General features: G+C 68.9%; 17 protein-coding genes and 1 tRNA gene. 11 read left to right on the top strand and 7 right to left on the bottom strand.

Features of this window, described 5'->3' with window-relative positions:
- The first annotated feature begins 27 nt into the window (after positions 1–27).
- From AC07Y4_RS07490 to AC07Y4_RS07465, 6 genes are all read left to right on the top strand, one after another.
- Positions 28–303, top strand: coding sequence for a hypothetical protein (locus AC07Y4_RS07490; RefSeq protein ID WP_070059283.1), 276 nt, complete (start codon positions 28–30; stop codon positions 301–303).
- A gap of 152 nt (positions 304–455) precedes the next feature.
- The gene (locus AC07Y4_RS07485) at positions 456–680 is read left to right on the top strand and encodes a hypothetical protein (protein WP_062472399.1); all 225 of its coding nucleotides are present in this window, start codon (positions 456–458) and stop codon (positions 678–680) included.
- A 50-nt stretch (positions 681–730) separates the two neighbouring features.
- On the top strand, positions 731–967 hold the full coding sequence (locus AC07Y4_RS07480) for a hypothetical protein (protein ID WP_487847188.1): 237 nt from the start codon (positions 731–733) through the stop codon (positions 965–967).
- A gap of 217 nt (positions 968–1,184) precedes the next feature.
- The gene (locus tag AC07Y4_RS07475; protein WP_487847187.1) at positions 1,185–1,847 is read left to right on the top strand and encodes a hypothetical protein; all 663 of its coding nucleotides are present in this window, start codon (positions 1,185–1,187) and stop codon (positions 1,845–1,847) included.
- Positions 1,848–2,040: 193 nt separating this feature from the next.
- Positions 2,041–2,724, top strand: coding sequence for a DUF1780 domain-containing protein (locus AC07Y4_RS07470; protein WP_487847186.1), 684 nt, complete (start codon positions 2,041–2,043; stop codon positions 2,722–2,724).
- 52 nt (positions 2,725–2,776) lie between these two features.
- Positions 2,777–2,850, top strand: a tRNA-Gly gene (locus AC07Y4_RS07465).
- Positions 2,851–2,879: 29 nt separating this feature from the next.
- Here the strand turns inward: AC07Y4_RS07465 and AC07Y4_RS07460 are convergent.
- The 3 genes from AC07Y4_RS07460 to AC07Y4_RS07450 all read right to left on the bottom strand — a co-directional run bounded on the left by AC07Y4_RS07460 (position 2,880) and on the right by AC07Y4_RS07450 (position 4,477).
- A complete protein-coding gene (locus AC07Y4_RS07460; RefSeq protein WP_487847185.1) occupies positions 2,880–3,335 on the bottom strand; it encodes a DUF6841 family protein in 456 nt (151 codons plus the stop codon).
- A 61-nt stretch (positions 3,336–3,396) separates the two neighbouring features.
- Positions 3,397–3,981, bottom strand: coding sequence for a BPSL1445 family SYLF domain-containing lipoprotein (locus AC07Y4_RS07455; protein ID WP_062480641.1), 585 nt, complete (start codon positions 3,979–3,981; stop codon positions 3,397–3,399).
- Positions 3,982–4,051: 70 nt separating this feature from the next.
- Positions 4,052–4,477 (bottom strand): CBS domain-containing protein, encoded by a 426-nt coding sequence (locus AC07Y4_RS07450; protein WP_062480639.1) that lies wholly within the window; start codon positions 4,475–4,477, stop codon positions 4,052–4,054.
- A gap of 678 nt (positions 4,478–5,155) precedes the next feature.
- On the opposite strand from AC07Y4_RS07450, the gene AC07Y4_RS07445 reads away from it, so the two are divergent.
- Genes AC07Y4_RS07445 through AC07Y4_RS07435 form a run of 3 tightly spaced genes read left to right on the top strand, consistent with a single transcriptional unit; the run spans position 5,156 to position 11,192 of the window.
- Positions 5,156–6,433, top strand: a complete 1,278-nt coding sequence (locus AC07Y4_RS07445; protein WP_487847184.1) for an HlyD family secretion protein — start codon at positions 5,156–5,158, stop codon at positions 6,431–6,433.
- A gap of 32 nt (positions 6,434–6,465) precedes the next feature.
- A complete protein-coding gene (locus AC07Y4_RS07440) occupies positions 6,466–7,794 on the top strand; it encodes a hypothetical protein (RefSeq protein ID WP_487847183.1) in 1,329 nt (442 codons plus the stop codon).
- The gene (locus AC07Y4_RS07435) at positions 7,782–11,192 is read left to right on the top strand and encodes an efflux transporter outer membrane subunit (protein ID WP_487847182.1); all 3,411 of its coding nucleotides are present in this window, start codon (positions 7,782–7,784) and stop codon (positions 11,190–11,192) included. Before AC07Y4_RS07440 ends, AC07Y4_RS07435 begins: the two co-directional genes overlap by 13 nt.
- 56 nt (positions 11,193–11,248) lie before the next feature.
- On the opposite strand, the gene AC07Y4_RS07430 is transcribed toward AC07Y4_RS07435, so the two are convergent.
- The 3 genes from AC07Y4_RS07430 to AC07Y4_RS07420 all read right to left on the bottom strand — a co-directional run bounded on the left by AC07Y4_RS07430 (position 11,249) and on the right by AC07Y4_RS07420 (position 13,536).
- The gene (locus tag AC07Y4_RS07430; RefSeq protein WP_487863349.1) at positions 11,249–12,055 is read right to left on the bottom strand and encodes a transglutaminase-like domain-containing protein; all 807 of its coding nucleotides are present in this window, start codon (positions 12,053–12,055) and stop codon (positions 11,249–11,251) included.
- 69 nt (positions 12,056–12,124) lie between these two features.
- Positions 12,125–12,568 (bottom strand): SRPBCC family protein, encoded by a 444-nt coding sequence (locus tag AC07Y4_RS07425; protein WP_487847180.1) that lies wholly within the window; start codon positions 12,566–12,568, stop codon positions 12,125–12,127.
- Positions 12,569–12,636: 68 nt separating this feature from the next.
- Positions 12,637–13,536: a LysR family transcriptional regulator gene (locus AC07Y4_RS07420; protein WP_095744966.1), complete on the bottom strand. Its 900-nt coding sequence runs from the start codon at positions 13,534–13,536 to the stop codon at positions 12,637–12,639.
- 100 nt (positions 13,537–13,636) lie between these two features.
- On the opposite strand from AC07Y4_RS07420, the gene AC07Y4_RS07415 reads away from it, so the two are divergent.
- Both AC07Y4_RS07415 and AC07Y4_RS07410 read left to right on the top strand, forming a co-directional pair.
- Positions 13,637–14,608: a Bug family tripartite tricarboxylate transporter substrate binding protein gene (locus AC07Y4_RS07415; protein ID WP_487847179.1), complete on the top strand. Its 972-nt coding sequence runs from the start codon at positions 13,637–13,639 to the stop codon at positions 14,606–14,608.
- Positions 14,609–14,612: 4 nt separating this feature from the next.
- Positions 14,613–15,842, top strand: coding sequence for a CaiB/BaiF CoA transferase family protein (locus AC07Y4_RS07410; protein WP_487847178.1), 1,230 nt, complete (start codon positions 14,613–14,615; stop codon positions 15,840–15,842).
- A 207-nt stretch (positions 15,843–16,049) separates the two neighbouring features.
- On the opposite strand, the gene AC07Y4_RS07405 is transcribed toward AC07Y4_RS07410, so the two are convergent.
- Positions 16,050–18,407: a CHASE2 domain-containing protein gene (locus AC07Y4_RS07405; protein WP_487847177.1), complete on the bottom strand. Its 2,358-nt coding sequence runs from the start codon at positions 18,405–18,407 to the stop codon at positions 16,050–16,052.
- Positions 18,408–18,409 lie beyond the last annotated feature (2 nt).

Here is an 18,409-nt window from a genome sequence, read left to right as displayed (position 1 = left end):
TGACCCCATGGTGACGGAGACAAAGAGATGGACTTCGAAGGCATCTACTGCTTCGATACGGCCACGGTGCGTTTCGCCGTGTACCCCGACGGTCCCGACGGCGCGCGCGTGCTGGCGCAGATTTCGCAAGACGTGCTGCACGATGCGCTCGGCGCGAAGGAAATCGGCGAGCACACGCTGCATGCCTGCAAGCGGCATTTCGACGTGATCTCGGCGGCGGCGGTGGCGCGCTTCCGGGCCGATCCGCACGGGCCCATCGTGCTGGCCTGCGGCGATTTCGCACGGATGCGTGCACCGCGCTGAGACGCGGGTGGCGAGGCGCTGTCGGGCGAAAGTTCTCGCACGGCGCTCGCACCGTGCGACCTGTCGATTTGGTTACAAAAGCGACCTATCTGGACCCGCATTTCGGGGGCGCAACGACCTAGACTGCGCCTCGTTTCCCGAGGAGTTTTCCCATGCCCATGGACTTTCTGGAGCGCATCGAAGACGCGTCGTTCCCGATGGCGGTCCGCGACGAAGCCGACATCCACTGCGCGACGATGCTGGTCGCCGCGCACCTCATCGAAGCCGTGCTGCCACCGGCCGCCAGCGGCACGGGCCCGCGCGTCGCTGTCGTCCTGCTCATCACGCCGCAAGGGCGCGCGGCGCTGCGGCTGCGAAGGGATGCGCTGCAGACCTGAGCTATTGCGCTTTGGTCGGCATACTCAGGCCTTCCAACCAAGGAGCGCGCATGACGATCGCAGGAACGTTTCATCTGGAGCCCGCAGGAGAGTTCATTCCCGTTCAAGGACTCCCTCGGGCGATGCTCTACCGGTTCTCCAATACGGGATCTGACGTACTCCACGTAAACGATATCCCCGTACCAGCAGGCAACAGTCTCGATCTCTGGGCGGCCAAATTCAGGCTGTGGAGTTCCGGTGCCAGCGTGGGCACGAAAGGTACCTTCGAATTGCTCGCCGCGAACTAGTATTCGCGTCACAGTTTTTTCTCCTGAATTCGACGCATCAAATCCATGGGTTTGGCTTTCCAGCCCCCCACAGGTTGATTTGCTTCCGGAGCTGTGCGTACCAGGAGAGATACGGAGTCCTCGTGGCCAGACGCGCGGGCACCCTCGGGCTGGGCATCAATTGGATCTTGAGGATTGAGCCAGCGATACTCCCTCCCATCAAATGATGGAGGCGGAGATGAAGGAAGAAGGACCCGAATGGGCCTCGGCACTTGGTGCCTCTGGACTCGCGTTGCTACTGGTGTCGTTGGGGCTGATAGCCGCCGGGGGCTGGTCTTGGTTCGCGAACTTTCTGGGGTCGGCTGCGCCAGCTTGGGTGCAGGCGGTGGGATCCGTCGCGGCGATTGGTGTGGCAGTTGCCATACCGCTGCGGCAACAGCGGCAGCAAAAGAAGGACGAGGGTCATCGGCACAGGGAATCCCGACTCGCAATCGCGCGTTCTTGCTACCTAGCATGCGACGAGGCTGCTCAAACCATGGGCTATATCGCAGGGAAGCTTCGCGCGAATGTTGGAGCAGCGTTTCGCCTCCGGACGGAGCGGGTCACTGACTTGCTTGCCACCCTGCAAACGCTGGTTGGGAAAGATATCCCGCCCGAGCTTCTTAAAGATTTGCTGACGATTCAGCGTGAGCTTTCGTACACGCATATGGCCTTGAAACAACTATGGGGCGTGAACCTTGTTTCGTCGAAGCGAGCCGCTGCTGCAGAGGCTCGAGAGCAGCGCGTGAACGATGCCCTCAATGCTCTCAAGTTGAGGCATCAACTCTACGAGTGGATTCATAGTGAGACTGGGCCTCGCGTTTCCGCTCCTCCGCTCGATTTCAGTGACATGGGCGAGTAGGTCCATTCCATTGCACTTGTCGCTGGACGCCAGCCGCGTGGCCGCGCTTCTATCCGAAGGGCGCCCGAAGCACACGATGGACGGCAGTGGGATGGGGGAATCCAATGCCTGAGCACAGGGCAAGAGGCTGGCAATTCGTCATCCATTTAGCGGCTCTGAGCGGATCGACGATCGTGAAGGAACTCATCGGACGGTGAACAAGCAGAATGGCTCGGTGCATGCCGAGCCGTCCTTGCGGCGAAGAGTGATACTTCGCCGGATGACGACGATTGCACCTCCCGATGGATACATCCCCGACCCTCCGGGCGAGGATGACGATCGATTTGCGCGAGACTTCAAAAGCTGGCGCGAGTGGAACGTCACTGTCGACTTTCTGACCAATCTTCACTTCGGCGCTGACGAGTCAGAGATATTCGCCTTCAAGAGCGATCCTCCCGACGTGGTCTTTCGCGATGCCCGTTTTGAAGTGAAGGAAATCCTGGATTCAGGACGACGTCGACATGACGAGGTCAAAGCCGCCCGGCTCCGTGCAATGGCCAAAGAGGGACGGGCCCCCGCAGAGACGTACACGGCAGAGGATCTCACGCCCACGGATGCGGGGATTCTCGTGCTTGGAGAACTCAATCGACTTGACCAGAAACGCTATCTGTTTGGGCAGCGCGCAACTATCGATTTGCTCTTCTACATCAATAAGCTGAAGCACTGGTTTGAGGACGGTCCAATGCCTAGCCCGCAGTTGTTTGAGGGCCATGGATGGCGGTCCGTATCTGCGGTTGTCGACACGCAGCAGAGTTTGGTTTTCCACTCTCGATTCGATGCGCCTGCGTTCCTGATCGAGAACATGGGTGTTGTCCGCAAACGCTGGGAATCGCTGTGAAGGTGCCTGAGTTCAGGCGTCTTCTGGACTGACGTTAGAATCCGCGCCTGCTGCGGGTGTAGCTCAATGGTAGAGCTGTTGCTTCCCAAGCAACTGACGAGGGTTCGATTCCCTTCACCCGCTCCAGCCAACATTCCTCGGCGCCCGGCAGCCTCTCAAGCGATGCCGTGTTGCCGCAGCACCTCGGCCTCATCGCCGGTGATCCAGCCGAACACCTTCGCGGTGCCGCCCTCGAGCCGCACCAGATAGACATTGGTGAAGTCGATCACCTTCTGCGCGCCGTCGACCTTGTAGATCGCTCTCCATGCCACGTGGGCGAGCCCGTGCAATTCGTCGATGGCCGAGATGTCCAGGTTGCGCACGTTCATCCGCTGCACGCCGGTGTCGCGGTAATGCTTGAACCCCTTCGCGGACACGCGCCTGAGTTCGTCGTCGTTCTTGCCCGTGAAGACGCCGGCGGGCGAGGCGGCAATGAAGCACGCGGCGTACAGCGCCGCCACGGCCTCGAGGTCGGCTTCGCCGGTCAGCCCCGCATTGAATTCCCGCTCATAGCGGTCGAACAACGCGCGCGTCGCAGATTGGATCGGGTGGGCTTCGGCTCCGTTGAGCATGATGACGGGCGCTCCTTGTCGACGGCGTTTCCGACCGGCTGCCCGTCATGCCATGCCCGTATCAAGGTCGAATTTCGGTGATCTTCGCACCCTGCACCGACGCACCCGCCTCCAGGCCCACATTGGTCATCACGAAAGCGACCACGGGTTGCCGGAAGGTGCTGCTGTCGACGACGCCGTTGGCACCGTAGCGTGCCAGCGCCACCGTCGCGTCGACGCCCACCGTCCAGCCCCGGCTCTGGCGGAACTTGTCCAGCGCCTCCCTGGAGGTGAACACGTAGAACACGGCCTTCGACTGCGCACCGGCCTGGAAGCCGATGGAGCCGGCGGTCGTGCTGTAGTAGCTCTGCGTGCGGCCGCCGCTGCGCAGGGCACCGCGGCCATAGTCGGCGCCGATGCCGAAGCTTCCGCCCACCACGGACGGGAAGACCAGCACGCCCTGCGCGCCAGCGACGAGCGCGCGCGAACCGGCGACGGTGTCATAGAGCCGGGCCAGCGATGCGTCGACCTGGGCGTCGATGGCCGATGCCGACGAGGCCGGGATGTCGTTCGCCGCGCCGGAGGGGCGGGTGACCGTGCAACCGGTCACGGCGAGGCTCGCCGCGATGGCGGCGGCTGCGAGCAGGTGGAAAGGTGCGACGTGCATGGCAAGTCCTCCAGGAAGAAAGGGAAGGGACAGTGAATCGGGGTGAAGGACCTCGCCTGGTCAGACCTTCTCAGGCCTCGACGGGTTGCGAGATGCCGCACAGCGCCTCGGCGGCCGGCTTGACCTTGGGCTCCTTCACCGCGACATCGGCCAGCGCCAGGATGCCCACCAGCCGCTTGTCGCGGTTGACGATGGGCAGGCGCCGGATCTGGTGCTCGGCCATGAGCTGCGCCGCATGATCGACGGCGTCGTCCTCGTAGGCCCAGCGGATGCCGTCCGACATGACGTCGCGCACCTTGGCGTTGCCGTCGTGCCCTTCGGCGATGCCGCGCACGGCAATGTCGCGGTCCGAGATCGCGCCGATCATGCGGTCGTTCTCGCCCACCGGCATCATCCCGAAGTCGCCGTCGCGCATGCGCCTGGCGGCCTCCGCGAGGGTGGCGTCGGGACTGATGACCTCGACATCGCGGGTCATCACAGCGTTGACTTTTCGCATCTGGAATCCTTTGAAGAAAAAGTAAGTTGGGCGGCCTGGTTCATGGCAGGAAAAGGGGTGCGCACGGCACTGATCCGGCGCAGCTACAGGTCTAGTCTTCTGCGCGGCCCAAGGTGTAGGACAACCGCCGAAAAGCCGGTGGTGCAAAGGAAGAACGCGCGCATGCCGCAGCCCCATGTCGCGAAGGGCATGGGGCTCGCCGGGGTTGATGACCGTCGCTGATGCGTGCCCGCCACATCGCCCCCGCGGCGGCTGTGACCAATCGCGGCAATATCGTTACGGCCTGTTGAACGCGACGCCGAAGCCGCGTTGTCGACGCCGCGCGCGCAGCGGGCCGCTTCATCGGACCTCGCCCCGCGCCATGCCCGCGGGCCTTCGAGACAAACGCGATCGCGCGCTGTTCCGCGCGTGCCGACACGCCCAGCCCGTGTCAACCCCCACCGCCGCAACACCTATGTAGGACTTCGCCCGGTCTGCAGCCGAAAAGTAGATGTGAAGTTCGCACATCTTGTTTCTCCCGGAAGCAGGACGGGCCGCGCTTTGGGCGTACCTTTATTGCACCGCAGCACGAAAAATCGAAGGCGCGGACCGAGGGGTCGGGAGGTTGAGTCAAGTCTCTTTCTTCACCAGACGGCATGCCGTTCGCCGGCATGCCGTCGATGTTTCCAAGAGGTGGTTATGCGAGTGTCCAGACCCATTCCTTTTCCGTCGGAACCGGGCCGACCGCGCGCCCCGGGTGCCGGAATTGCCCGGCGCCAGCGGGGCGCCTTCGTTCCGAAGCTGGCGGCCTATGCGCTGCTGGCCTTCGTGCTGTGGCTGATGGTCGCCACGCTGGTCGAGCCGCTGCTGTCCTCGCAGGCCACGCGGGCCGTGCTGCAGGCGCCGGTCGGCATCGTCACCTCGCCGATCAACGGCGTGGTGACGCAGATGGCGGTGCGCACGCGCGATGCGGTGGCGCCCGGCACGCTGGTGGCCACGGTGCGCAACCCGACCGTCAGCCAGGAGATCCTCACCACGCTGACCACGCAGCGCCTGGCCCTGCAGAGCCAGCTGTCGCAGCTGGGCAACCAGTACAGGTCCGACAGCCAGGAGATGCGCTCCATCGGCCAGCAGGCGCAGGTGACCCGCCAGGCCTCGCTGGCGCAGACCTGGGACGCCTGGGAGATCGCACAGCGCCAGCGCGACGTGGCGCACAGCGTGGTGGCCGAGCAGGAGAACAAGGTGCGCACCAACGAAGCGCTGCTCAAAGAAGGCGCCATCAGCGAACAGGTGATGAACGCGTCCGAGGCCCAGCTGAGCACCGCGCGTGCCAATGCAGCGGTGGCCGAGCAGGCCTTCGCGGGACAGGCGCAGACGGTGGCGAGCGCGGGGCAGGGCGCCTTCGTGGGCACCAGCGGCAACAGCCTGTTCCAGACGCTCGCGAGCCGGCGCGAAGCGCTGCGCAACAGCAGCGACCGCGCGCGCCAGGACGGCACCGCGATCGTCAAGCAGCTCACGCAGATCACGCAGCTCGAGGACGAAGAGCGCCGCCGCGTCGACAAGCTCGCCGCCTACGAGGTCAAGGCGAGCCAGCCCGGCATGGTGCACACGGTGCTGGCGCCCGAGGGCGCGTATGTCACGGCAGGCTCCTCGCTGGTGCGCGTGACCGACTGCAGCCGGATCGGCGTCGTCGCCGTGTTTCCCGCGCGGTTGGCCAAGCGGCTGAGCGTCGGCTCCAAGCTCGACGTGAAGGTGGCGCAGAACGTCGACGTGCAGGCGCGCGTCGAGCAGCTGCTGCCCGTGGCCTCCGACGCACTGCAGAGCACGTACAGCGTGCCCTTCCCCTTTGCCGAGCAGGGCTCGATCTATGCGGTGGCGCGCATCGAGGCGCCCGAACCGCCGCCCTCGGAAGACGGCAGCCGCCAGACCCTGTGCGTGCCGGGCAAGGTGGTCTCGGCCAGCCTCGCCAAGGCGTGAGAAAGCATGTCGCGCAGCCCACCGAGAACGCCATGTCGATCCCTTTCTCTTTCCGTGCCGTGGCACGGTGCGCCGCCGCATCGATGGCGCTTGCCGGCGTCGCTGCTGTTGCCGCGCCTTCGCCTTCACCCGGCGCCACGCAAAAGGCCCTTGCGCGCGAGAGCTGCGACGGCCTGCGCCGCGCCGTCGCGCACGACCAGGGCGGCGCGACGTCGGGACCGCTGTTCCTGACCAGCTACCGCCCGGCGAACGCACAGGGCGAGCCGCCGTTCGAGCCCGCGCTGGCGGGCGCTGGCTTCACCTACGACAACGCGCTGGCCGGCATCGCGCTGCTGGCGTGCGGCGAGCGCGCCGCGGCCCGGCGCATCGGCGACGCCGTGGTGCGGGCGGTGGCGCACGACCAGACGATGCCCGACGGGCGCGTGCGCAATGCCTACCGCGCGGGCCCGGTCACCGAGGAAAAGCCCGCGCTGCCCGGTCGCTGGGACGCGGGGCGCGAGCAGTGGATCGCCGATGCCTACCAGGTCAGCACCGCCACCGGCAACGTGGCCTGGGCCGCGTTGCTGCTGCTGAACCTGCACCAGGCCGAACCCACGCCCGCCTACCTGGCGACCGCGCGACGGCTGCTGGCCTGGACCGAGCAGAACACGCGCGCCCGGAACGGCCCCGACGGCTACAACGGCGGGCGCCACGGCTGGGACCACGCGCAGCGCGCGCAGACCTGGAAGTCGACCGAGCACAACCTGGACATCGCCATGGCGGCGGCGTGGACCGCACGCGCGGTGCGCGCCGACGGCCAGCCCGACGCGGCGGAGCAAAGGCAGGCGCGCACCGCGCTCGACTTCGTGCGCCGCATGTGGAACCCGTCGGAGCAGCGCTTTCACATCGGCACCAAGGAAGATGGCGCCACGATCTCCACCGAAGGCTCCGGCCTCGATGCGCAGCTGTGGCCTTTGCTCGCGGCGCCCGAAGGCTCCTGCGCCTGGGTGCGCAGCCTCGACTGGGTCGAGAAGCACCACCGCGTCGGCGCGGGCTACGGCTTCTCGCGCGAGCCCGACGGCATCTGGACCGAAGGCAGCGCGCAGGCGGCCGCCACGCTGGTGGCCCGCAAGGGCGCGGCGCCCGAGGCGCTGTGGCAGCTGCTGGCCTCGCAGCGCGCCGGCAACGGCCTGTACTACGCCACGCCGAGCGCGCGCATTGCTACCGGCCTGGCCATCGGCCCCGATTCGACCGGTGCCGATTTCTTCTACTACCGCTGGCCGCACCTGGGCGCGACCGCCTGGATCGCCCTGGCCGCCACGGGTTTCAACCCCTTCACCGGCAAGACCGCCGCATCGGAAGCCCCCTCATGTCCAGCCTGATCGCCACACCGGAATTCCAGCTCAACGCCCTGGTCGGGGGGCTCGCCTTGCTCCTCATGACCTGGGCCAGGGTCGAGCGCATCACCCACCGCGTGCTGTTCGGCGCGCTCACCGCGTTGCTGCTGCTGCGCTACGCCGTCTGGCGCGTGGTCGCCACGATGCCGCCCTCCGACTTGGGCTTCGAAACCCTGTTCGCCTGGGTGTTCCTGGGCTTCGAGCTCACGGCCATCGTCTACACGCTGATGTCGATCCACATGCTCATGCGGCGCCGCGACAACCGCGCGCAGGCCGACCGGGGCGAGGCCGCGTTGCGCGAACGCCATGCGCGCGGCGAGGACGTGCCGGCCGTCGATGTCTTCATCTGCACCTACAACGAAGAGCTGGCCGTGCTCGAGAAAACCATCATCGCCGCGCAGGCCATCGACTACCCGCGGCTGAACGTCTGGGTGCTCGACGACACGCGGCGCGACTGGCTGCGCGCGTACTGCGAGCGCCGCGGCGTGCATTACGCGCGGCGACCCGACAACCGCCACGCCAAGGCCGGCAACCTCAACAACGGCCTGCGCCTGTCCGCGGGCGTGACCGACGCGCCGTTCATCCTCGTGCTCGACGCCGACTTCGCGCCGCAGCGCCAGATCGTCTACCGCATGCTCGGCCTGTTCGAGGACCGCCGCGTGGGGCTGGTGCAGACGCCGCAGTTCTATTACAACGCCGACCCCATCCAGCACAACCTGCGCGCCACCGACAGCTGGGTCGACGAGCAGCGCGTGTTCTTCGACGTGCTGCAGCCCGCCAAGGACGCGGTCGATTCGGCGTTCTGCGTGGGCACCTCGTTCATCGTGCGGCGCGACGCGATCACCGAGGCCGGCGGGTTCCCGGTGGGCAGCGTGTGCGAAGACATCCACACCACCTACCTGCTGCTGCGCCACGGCCGCATCACGCGCTGGCTGGGCGAGCGGCTGTCCAACGGGCTGTCGGCCGAGAGCATCATCGACTACATCAACCAGCGCAGCCGCTGGTGCCTGGGCACGGTGCAGCTCGCGCTGCTGCCCGACGGGCCCCTGCGCGGCCCGGGCTACAGCCTGTCGGCGCGGCTGCACTTCCTGCACGGGTTGCTGCATTGGCTGGGCAAGCCCTTCATGGTGCTGGTGCTGCTGGCGCCGGCGCTGTACTGGTATGCCGGCGTCTCGGCCTTCCATGCCACGCCGCAGGCCTTTGCGGCCTACGGCCTGCCGTCGCTCGTGATGTTCTGGGCCTACAGCTACTGGATCAGCCAGCGCCGCTGCCTGCCCGTGTTCAGCGAGGTGAGCCAGCTGGTGGCGGCGATGGCCGTGAGCGGCACGCTGGCGCGCGCGATGCTGAAGCCCTTCGGCCATCCGTTCAAGGTGACGGCCAAGGGGCTGGACCGCTCGCGCACGGTGGTGCACTGGAAGCTGGTGGCCGTCTTCGGCGGCCTGCTGGTGGCGCTGCAGGGGGCGGCCGCGATGGCGGCCCTGGGCGGCGAGGCGCTGACGCCGGGCGACCAGCTCAACCTCGTATGGACCGGCATCGCGCTGGTGCTGTGCCTGAGTGCGCTCATGGCCTGCGTCGACCTGCCGCGCCCGCAGCAGGAAGAGCGCTTTCCCTGGCGTGCGCGGGCACGGGTGCGCACGGCGGCGGGCGAGGGCGAGTCGCGCTTCGTCAACATCGCGGCCGACGGCGCGCTGCTCGAAGGCCGGGGGCCGCTCAAGCGCCTGCGCGTCGGGCAGCCGCTGGAGGTGCATGTCGAGCCTGTGGGCTGGCTGCCGGCCCACCTCGCCGCGCGCGGCAGGGCGGGCGCCGAGCTGAAGTTCGCCGCCACCGAGGCGCAGCGCGAAGACCTCGTGCGCCATGTCTTCAACGTGCCGCCGAGCCACGTGGCCGTGCAGGTGCGGCCCTGGCAGGCGGCGTCGGCGCTGTTCGCGAGTGCGGGCATGCGCGCACCGGGCGCGGGCTTTGCGCGGCTGTCGCTGCGCCTGCTCTTCGCGGTGCTGGCGGTGTGCATCGTGCTGGTGACGACCGGGTGCAACCTCACGCCGCAGCTCAAGGACCCCGACCTGACGGTGCCTTCGCAATGGCCTGCGGGCACGACGGCACCGGGCGCGCAGCCCGTGGACTGGCGCAGCTTCGTGCAGGACGAGGAGCTGCGCGGCCTGATCGCCACCGCGCTCGAGCAGAACCGCGACCTGCGCGCCTATGCCGCGAAGGCCCGCGAGGCGCGCGCGAACTATGCGGGCAACCGCGCTTCGCTCTTCCCGGCGCTGGGCCTGTCGGCGCATGCCCAGCGCGCGCAGACCACGCCGCAGGGCTCGCTCAGCCCGGTCGGCAACCTGCCGTCGGACGGGCGCGTGTCCAACAGCTTCGACGTGCAGGCGGGCGTGATGTCGTACGAGCTCGATTTCTTCGGCCGGCAGCAGAGCACCGCGCAACAAAGCGGCGCGCTCGCCGAGGCCGGCGACAAGGACCACGCCGCCGCGCGCATGAACCTCGTGGGCGAGGTGTCGAACGCCTACCTCACGCTGCGTGCCGACCGTGCCCTGCTCGCGCTGGCCGAGTCCAACGAGGCCGCGCTGAACGCCAATGCCGACACGATCGGTCGCGCCCGCGCCGTGGGCGGCGCCGCGCAGCTCGACGTGTACCGGGTGCAGTCGCTGCTGCAGACCGCGCGCGTGCGGCAGGAGGAATACCGCATGCGTGTCGCGCAGGACCTGCAGTGGCTCAACGTGCTGGTCGGGCGCCCCGTGCCGCCCGAGACGGGCAGCGCGCAGCCCTGGCCCGAGCGTTCCACGGCGCAGGTCGCGGCCGGCCTGCCGTCGAGCCTGCTGCAGCGGCGGCCCGACCTGCTCGCGGCCTATGCACGCGTCGAGGCCGCCAACGCCGGCGTGGGCGCGGCCAAGGCCGCGATGCTGCCGACCATTTCGCTCACGGCGCTGGCCGGCGGCGTCAGCAAGGAGCTGTCGACCCTGCTCAGCAGCGGCAACAGCAGCTGGGCCGGCGTGCTGGGCGTGTCGCTGCCGATCTTCGACTGGGGCCGCCGGTCGGCCAACGTGAGCGCCAGCGAAGAGCGGCTGGCCGCCGCGATGGCCGGCTACGAATCGGCGGCGCAGGTCGCCTTTCGCGAGGTGGCCCATGCGCTGATCGCCAGCGACCACCTGCAGCCGCAGCTGGAGGCCCAACAGGCGCGCGTGCAGGTGCTCGAGAAGGTGGCCGGCATCTCGCGCACGCGTTTTCGCAGCGGCATGGAAGACTACTTCTCCAGCCAGGATGCGCAGCGCGAGCTGTATACCGGGCAGCAGCAGCTGATCGAACTGCAGCTCAAGGCGGCGGTGAACACCGTGAACCTGTACAAGGCCCTGGGCGGGGGCTGGGGCAGCGCGTAGCGCGGGGCGTTGGCGGAGGGCCGACCCGGCCGCGTGCGTGCGACCGGCGATTCAGTTCACTGCACCTCGTCGCACCACACCCTGAACCCATCCAGTTCGTTGGGCCCGAAGGTGTTGGACAGCGCGACGTCGCTGGCGTCGCGCCCTTGCGCGATCAGCACGCGGCCGATGCGGGGCACGTTGTTGCGCGCGTCGAAGGTGTACCAGCGGTCGCCCAGGAAGGCCTCGAACCAGCCCGCGAAGTCCATCGTGCCGTGCGGCGGCGGCGTGCCGACATCGCCGAGGTAGCCGCTGCAATAGCGGGCCGGAATGTTCAGGCAGCGGCACAGCGTGATGGCCAGGTGCGCATAGTCGCGGCACACGCCTTGCCCTTCCTTGAAGGCTTCGAACGCCGAGCGGGTGCGCCGCGCATGCGGGTAGCCGAACTCGATGTGCTGGTGCACGAAGTCGCATACCGCCTGCACGCGGCCCCAGCCGGTCGGGCCGTTGCCGAAGCGCTGCCAGGCGAAGTCGGACAGCAGGTCGGTTTCGCAGTACCGGCTGCCCAGCAGGTAGAGCAGGGTGGACTCGGGCAGGCACTCCACCGGCACCTGCGGCGCCGAGGGCACGACGATGTCGGGTGCGCCGCTGTCGTGGACCACGGTGTCCGTGCTCAGCACGAAGCGGCCCGCGGGGGCGACCAGGCGTGTGCACCAGTTCCCGAACAGGTCGCGGTACGCGGTGGTGGGAACGGCCGGTTTCGTGAGCAGGTGGTCCGGACGCAGGAGGTCCGAGGCCCGCGAGTAGTGAATGCTGAGGGCCAGGATCATCGGCGTCGGCCGGGGAAACTGGTAGGCGATCTCGAAACCGAGCTGGATGTTCATCGGCCCATGATGCGCCTTCATTTGCGGGCGCGCTGGAATTCGCGGTGCGATGCCAGCGCGCGGCGGCTTTCAGGGGGCGTCGGCGGACCCCGATGTGGCGTGGCGCTGCTCGGCATAGGCCTTCAGCGACAGCATGGTCCGGGGCAGTCCGTGCCGAACCTGCTTGGCGACGCCCGGCCCGAACAGGAAGGCCAGGGCGCCGGTGAACCACACGCGGTGCACCACGTCCGAGCCGCTGTCCGTTGCAGACACCGTGTGCTTGAAGTGCATGCGGAACAGGGGGATGTAGCCCTGCGCGGTGAACGACTGGCCCTCGGAGCGCTCCGTGACGACCATCGGAACGCCCATGCCTTTTTGCGGAACGATCCGGCCCTTGGTGCCCACGGCGAAGGGGCCGTCGAGCCGGGCCTGCTTGGTGTCCGGGTCCCACAGGTGCCATCGGTCGACCTCGCTCCAGATGCGGTCGATGACCCGGGGCGGGACGGCGATGTGGATGCGTTCTTCGATGTACATGGGAGGAGGGGTTGAAGGGATCGTGGAGCCTAACGCACGCGGCGCGCCTCGCCTTGCGCCTCCAGTCGTCAGCGCTCCTTGCGCAGGATGGCTTCCAGCGCCTCCATGGCTTGCGATGCCGAGGGGCTCAGGTAGCCGCCGGCGCGCCGCACGATGCCCACGCGACGGGTCGATCGCCATCCGCCGACGGGGCTGACCGGCACGAACTGCGCCGCGACCGGGGGCTCTTTCAGCACCGAACGCGGCACCGGCATCAAGGCGCCCAGCGAGCGCACCAACGCCAGCTCGCGCTGGGATGAACGCGAGGTGCCCACCGGCTCGGGCGGGTCGAGCCGGTGTGCGCGGAAGTTCGCTTCGAACTCGGTGTGCGTCGAGGTGCCGGGCGCCATGACGATCCACCGCGCCTGCGCGAGCTGGTCCCAGCCCACCTCGCGCCGGGTGCGTGCCAGCGGATGGCCGATCGGCGCCATGGGCAGCAGGGGGTCGTCCCGCAGGCCTTCCCACGCCAGCGCGGCCGCCGGCTTCTTGTGCAGGCCGGTCAGGGCGAACTCCAGCTCGCCCATGGCGACGGCCCGCGTGAGCGAGTCGGAGTTGCCACCCGACAGGTCCACGCGGATCCCGCGCTCGATGAGCGCGGCCACCACCGGCAGCACCCAGCGGTCGGGAATGCCGTCGCCGACACCGCAGCGCAGCACGCCGGCGCGCGCCTGCCGCAGGTCGCGCAGTTCCGCATGCAGGTCGGCGGCGTCCAGGTCGATGCGCTGCGCCCGCTTCAGGAAGGCCTGGCCCAGCTCGGTGGGGCGCATGCCCCGGGCCAGCCGTTCGAACAGCTTGACCTTGGTGGCGCGCTCGAGCCGCGTCACGGCCTTGCTCAGGGTGCCCGGTGAAATGCCGAGGCAGGCCGAGGCATGGCTCAGCCCGCCTTCGCGCGCGATCACCACGGCCAGATGGAGGTCATTCAAGTTCATGGTTTTCCAAAGTGGAAAAGGTCGCCACGGAATGTAGGTTGCTGCGCGCCGGGCGGCAACCTATCGTTCAGCCCGGACATCACCAGGAGACACACCCCTCATGCTTCGCAGTTCTTTCTTCCTGGGCGCCCTGTGCGCCGTGTGGGCCCTGGGGACTGCCTCGGCCTGCGCACAAGCGGCCTATCCTTCGCGCCCCATCACGCTGGTGGTTCCGTTCGCCGCGGGCAGCGGCACCGACATCGGCGCGCGCGTGCTGGCCAAGGACCTGACGGACATCCTGAAGACGCCCGTCATCGTCGACAACAAGCAGGGCGCCAACGGCGCGCTGGGAACGGCGGCGGCCGCGCGCGCGAAGCCCGACGGGTACACATTGCTGATCGGCTCGGCCACGACCAACGCCGTCAATTTCTCGTTCTTCCCGGCCAGGCTCGGCTATGAACCCGGGTCGTTCGAGATGGTGGCGGGCCTGGGCACCAGCCCGATCTCGCTGTACGTCGCGGCCAGCGCCAAGTGGCGCAACCTGGCCGACCTGATGGCCTACGGCAAGGCCCATCCGAACGCGCTCAGGTGCGGCAGCGGCAACGCGGTGACGCAGGTGGCCTGCGAGATCTTTCGCAAGTCGGCGGGCATCGACGCCGTCACGGTTCCCTACAAGTCGAACCCGCAATCGCTGGCGGACCTGGCCGGCGGGCACATCGACTTCGCGTTCTCCGACGCGTCGGTGGCCAAGGTCTTCATCGACGGGAACAAGCTGAAGCCGCTGGCCGTGGCCGCCGCGCGACGCTATCCGGCCACGCCGGACGTCGGCACCTTCCGCGAACAAGGCATTGCCGATTTCGAGATCACCGGATGGACCGCCGTGTTCGTGCCCGCGGGCACGCCCGCGCCCATCGTCGAGACGCTGCATGCGGCCATTCGCAAGTCGTCGGCATCGCCCGAGTCGGTGCAACTGCGCGCCAGCAGCGGAACGCAGCCGCTGGCGTTCAATCTCGAAGAGGGCCGCCGCTTCGCCCGGGAAGAAATCGCCCGCTGGGCGCGCTATGTGAAGAACAGTGGCGTCAAGCCGGAGTGACGCGATGACATCGACCCCCACACCCCTGGCCGGCTTGCGCGTCATCGACTGGACCCACGTGCTGGCCGGCCCCTTCGCCGGCTACCAGCTCGGCCTGCTCGGCGCCGAGGTGATCCGCATCGAGCGCGCCGACGGCGACGACATGATTCGCGCCAAGGGCCTGGACGCCGAACTGACCGCCCTCGGACTGGGCGAGACCTTCGTGACGCAGGGCGCGGGCAAGCGCTCGCTGGCCATCGACGCGCGCGACCCGCGGGCCAAAGAGGCGCTGAGCGAACTGATCGGCAGCGCGGATGTGCTGCTGGAGAACTTCCGGCCCGGCAAGCTGGCGGCGCTCGGCTTCGATCCGCAGCAACTGATCGCGCGCCATCCGCAGCTGGTCGTCTGCTCGATCACCGGCTTCGGCCCTGCATCGGACCGGCGCGCCTACGACCACGTGATCCAGGCCGCGAGCGGGCTGATGGCAGCCAACGCCGACCGCGACGGCAAGCCGCAGCGGGTGGGTTTTCCGCTCGTCGACTACGCCGTGGGCCAGCAGGCCGCGCTGGCGGTGATGAGCGCGCTCTACCGGCGCGACCGGTCGAACGGCGAGGTGCGCGTGCGCGGCGAATGGCTCCAGGTGTCGATGATGGGCGCGGCGCTCACGCTGATGGCGCCCACCTACGCGGGGCCGCTGGTCAGCGGCATGGAGATGCCGCGCAGCGCATCGACCGCGTTTTCCGGCAGCCCGCTGTCGGGCACTTTCGAGGTGGCCGACGGCCAGCTGGCCATCGTCTGCAATGCGGCCGACCAGGCGAGGGGGCTGCTGAACGCGCTGCGCGAAACCGGTACGGACGCCTCGCTGCTGTCGTCACTGCACGAAGCCGCCGAGTTGCGCGACGTGCCGCGCGCGCAGGCGCTGCTGGGCCAGGCGCTGGGTGGAAGGAGCACGGCCGAATGGGATGCGCTGCTGACCCGCCACGGCGTGCCCGCCACGCCGGTGATGCGCCCCGCACAGGCGGCGGCACAGATGGCGCGCGACTGGCCGCACGTGGAGCTTCCGTTGCCGAACGGCGCGCGACGGGTGCCGGTGCCAGGCATCGGTTTCACGTCCAGCGAGCCGCTGACGCCTTCGCTGCGCGCGCCGGTGCGTCGCGGCGCGGACACGCGCCGCCTCCTGGCCGAAGCCGGGCTGGAGGCGCCGACCATCGCGGCCATGCTCGCCGACGGTGCGGCGAGCGAGCCCTCGGACTGAGCGTTGCGGTGGTCCCGCCGGTGCTGCGGCGCGTCCCGATTCGCCGCCGAAAGTGTGGCGAAAACGCCGAGAAAAATATTTCTCCAGGTTTTTCAGCGTCGCTGCCTGTTTCGCAGGCACCGTGTTGCAGGCCCCGCCAGGCAAGGGTTTCGCGCGCTGCGCACACGGTTTTCCACAACATTGTCCCCATCGGGATTGGAAAACCCGTCACTTCGATGTGCTAAGGCGCGAACCGGGCAGGGGCAGCCGCAGCCAGACGGTGGTGCCGGCACCGGGGGTGCTGTCCGCGCCCAGGGTGCCGTTGTGTTTCTGGACCACCGCGCGCACGACGGAAAAGCCCAGGCCCATGCGCCGTGTGCCCGTGCCCTTGGTCTCGCCGGAGGCGGCTTCCGGCGCGGTGGGGGCGCGCCGGCCGCGCGGTGCATGGAGCAGGGCGTCGAGCTGTCCGGGCGTCATGCCCGAGCCCTGGTCGCTGACGGAAATCCGGACGCTGGCCGCGTCCACGCCAGGTTCGATGGCCATGCCCAATTCCACGCGACGGCCGGACGGGCTGTGGCGGATGGCGTTGTTCAGCAGGTTGACGATGGCGCGGGTCAGCAAGGCCCCGTCGGCGCGCAGGATCGTGTCGCCGGCGGCGTCGTCGATGCGCGCTTCGACGCGCACGCCGTGGGCCTGCGCGTAGTGCCACACCTGGTCTCTGGCATCGAGCAGCACGGCGCCGACGTGCGTGTCCGCAAAGCGGTAGTCGTCCGATTCGGCCAGCGCGAAATCCATGAAGCCCTCGGCCATCGCCAGGGTGCGCTCGGCTTCGCGGCCGATGGCCGAACGCATGTCGGCATCGGCCGTGGGATGCATCGACAGGATGCTGAGGATCGTGACCTGCGGGCTGCGCAGGTCGTGCGACAGGAACTGGCGCCACTCGTCGCGCTGGCGCTGCGCTTCGCGCTCGGCCGTGAGCTCGGGCAGCATCACGACCCAGCCCCGGTCTTCGGGCGCGTCGCCGCTGAAGGCCGCGGCCTCCAGGCGGAACACGCGCGCGTCGGGGGTCGCGTACTCGCCGTGCAGCCGGTCGGTCCAGTGGGCGGCGTCCGTGCGGGCCGGCGTGCCGCTGGCGGGCGGCACGGCCAGCGGCGCGATCAGCTCGGGCAGGCGCGCGCCGCGCAGCGCAGGCGGTGCCATGCCATCGTCCTCGTGCGATGGCATGGCACCGGCGCCCAGCAGCCGGAAGGCCGCCGCGTTGCCTGACCCGATGCGCCCCTCTTCGTCGCAGATCAGCATGGCCACGGGCATCGCCTGCATGGCCTTGTCCATGAGTTGCTGCATGCGCCGCAGGCGTGCAATGGCGCGGTCGAGCGCCTGCTTGGGATGCTCCGCCGGATCGGCAGGCGCCGGCGAGCGGGCCGGCATGACTTCGAAGGTGCCGCCGGGGAGGGCGTCGAGCACCTGTGCGCGCTTGCGCAGGTAGACGAACTGCGATTCGAGACGGCGCCAGCTCCACAGCAGGTAGAGGATGGCCAGGCCGAGCATCGGCGCCACAGGCGGCAGCCAGTGGTGCCACGCCAGCATGGCGACGCCGCTGATCAGCAGGCACGCGCTCGCGAGGCCGGCGGCGATCGGCAGCGCGTGCCGGCCCCGACGGAGCAGCAGCCACAGCGCGAGCCACAGCGGCACCACGGTCCAGGCCGCGTGCCACAGCGGGGGCGACACGCTCACATTGCGTCCGTGCATCAGGTTGTCGATGGCATTGGCATGCACCTCCACGCCGGGCAGCACGCCGCGGATGCCGGCGTTGGGCGTGAGCGTCTGGTCGCCGAGGCCGGGCGCGGTGGCGCCCACGAGCAGCAGCTTGTCGCGCAGCAGCTCGGCGGGCACTTCGCCGCGCAGCACGCTCACGTAGGGCACGGTGCGGTAGCTGCCGCGCGGGCCGGCGAACAGCAGGCGCAGCGGGCTCTGGCGCAACCAGTCGACCGGCGTCGCCTCGGGGTCGACCACGGCCGGCGGGACGCGCTGCGCCATCAGCGCGCCCACGTAGGGCTGCAGCTGGTTCGGATAGCCCTCGAGCAGGTACAGCGTGCGCGCCACGCCGTCGGTGTCGGGCGCGAGGCCGGCATGCCCCACGCCGCGGGCTTGGGCGGCAAAGTCCGGCAGCGGTGGCAGGAAGCCCGGCCATTCGTGGCTCGTGAAAGCCAGGGGGCTCGCATGCAGCAGCGGCAGGTACACGGGCAGCAGGCCCATGGCCCGCGCCAGGTGCGCGTCTTCGCGTGGGTCGGCGCTCGGCTCGGTCAGAAAGAGGTCGAGCAGCACCGCGCGCGGTGCCGCCGGCGCGAGCCGTTCGAGCAGGCGCGCGTGGGTCGCGCGGCTCCAGGGCCAGCGCCCGAGTTCGCGCAGGCTGTGCTCGTCGATGGCGATGATCAGGATGTCGGCCGACGCCCGGTGCGAGGCCAGGATCAGCAGGCGGTCGTGGATGTACGCATCCATCTGCAGCAGGCCCGGGCGGTGCGCCAGGCCGAGCATGGCCAGCGGCAGCAGCAGCGCCATCAGCAGGCGTTCGACGACGAGGCGCATGC

This window comes from Variovorax sp. GW460-12-1-14-LB1, assembly GCF_059423605.1.
The sequence above is the reverse complement of the archived record's forward strand: the minus strand, read 5'-3'. Positions and strand labels throughout refer to the sequence as shown.

Excerpts from the sequence above, each read along its gene's own strand:
- AC07Y4_RS07490 (WP_070059283.1), top strand. The coding sequence starts at position 28 with ATGGACTTCGAAGGCATCTACTGCTTCGATACGGCCACGGTGCGTTTC.
- AC07Y4_RS07485 (WP_062472399.1), top strand. The coding sequence starts at position 456 with ATGCCCATGGACTTTCTGGAGCGCATCGAAGACGCGTCGTTCCCGATG.
- AC07Y4_RS07480 (WP_487847188.1), top strand. The coding sequence starts at position 731 with ATGACGATCGCAGGAACGTTTCATCTGGAGCCCGCAGGAGAGTTCATT.
- AC07Y4_RS07475 (WP_487847187.1), top strand. The coding sequence starts at position 1,185 with ATGAAGGAAGAAGGACCCGAATGGGCCTCGGCACTTGGTGCCTCTGGA.
- AC07Y4_RS07460 (WP_487847185.1), bottom strand. The coding sequence starts at position 3,335 with ATGCTCAACGGAGCCGAAGCCCACCCGATCCAATCTGCGACGCGCGCG.
- AC07Y4_RS07455 (WP_062480641.1), bottom strand. The coding sequence starts at position 3,981 with ATGCACGTCGCACCTTTCCACCTGCTCGCAGCCGCCGCCATCGCGGCG.
- AC07Y4_RS07450 (WP_062480639.1), bottom strand. The coding sequence starts at position 4,477 with ATGCGAAAAGTCAACGCTGTGATGACCCGCGATGTCGAGGTCATCAGT.
- AC07Y4_RS07445 (WP_487847184.1), top strand. The coding sequence starts at position 5,156 with ATGCGAGTGTCCAGACCCATTCCTTTTCCGTCGGAACCGGGCCGACCG.
- AC07Y4_RS07440 (WP_487847183.1), top strand. The coding sequence starts at position 6,466 with ATGTCGATCCCTTTCTCTTTCCGTGCCGTGGCACGGTGCGCCGCCGCA.
- AC07Y4_RS07435 (WP_487847182.1), top strand. The coding sequence starts at position 7,782 with ATGTCCAGCCTGATCGCCACACCGGAATTCCAGCTCAACGCCCTGGTC.
- AC07Y4_RS07430 (WP_487863349.1), bottom strand. The coding sequence starts at position 12,055 with ATGAACATCCAGCTCGGTTTCGAGATCGCCTACCAGTTTCCCCGGCCG.
- AC07Y4_RS07425 (WP_487847180.1), bottom strand. The coding sequence starts at position 12,568 with ATGTACATCGAAGAACGCATCCACATCGCCGTCCCGCCCCGGGTCATC.
- AC07Y4_RS07420 (WP_095744966.1), bottom strand. The coding sequence starts at position 13,536 with ATGAACTTGAATGACCTCCATCTGGCCGTGGTGATCGCGCGCGAAGGC.
- AC07Y4_RS07415 (WP_487847179.1), top strand. The coding sequence starts at position 13,637 with ATGCTTCGCAGTTCTTTCTTCCTGGGCGCCCTGTGCGCCGTGTGGGCC.
- AC07Y4_RS07410 (WP_487847178.1), top strand. The coding sequence starts at position 14,613 with ATGACATCGACCCCCACACCCCTGGCCGGCTTGCGCGTCATCGACTGG.
- AC07Y4_RS07405 (WP_487847177.1), bottom strand. The coding sequence starts at position 18,407 with ATGCGCCTCGTCGTCGAACGCCTGCTGATGGCGCTGCTGCTGCCGCTG.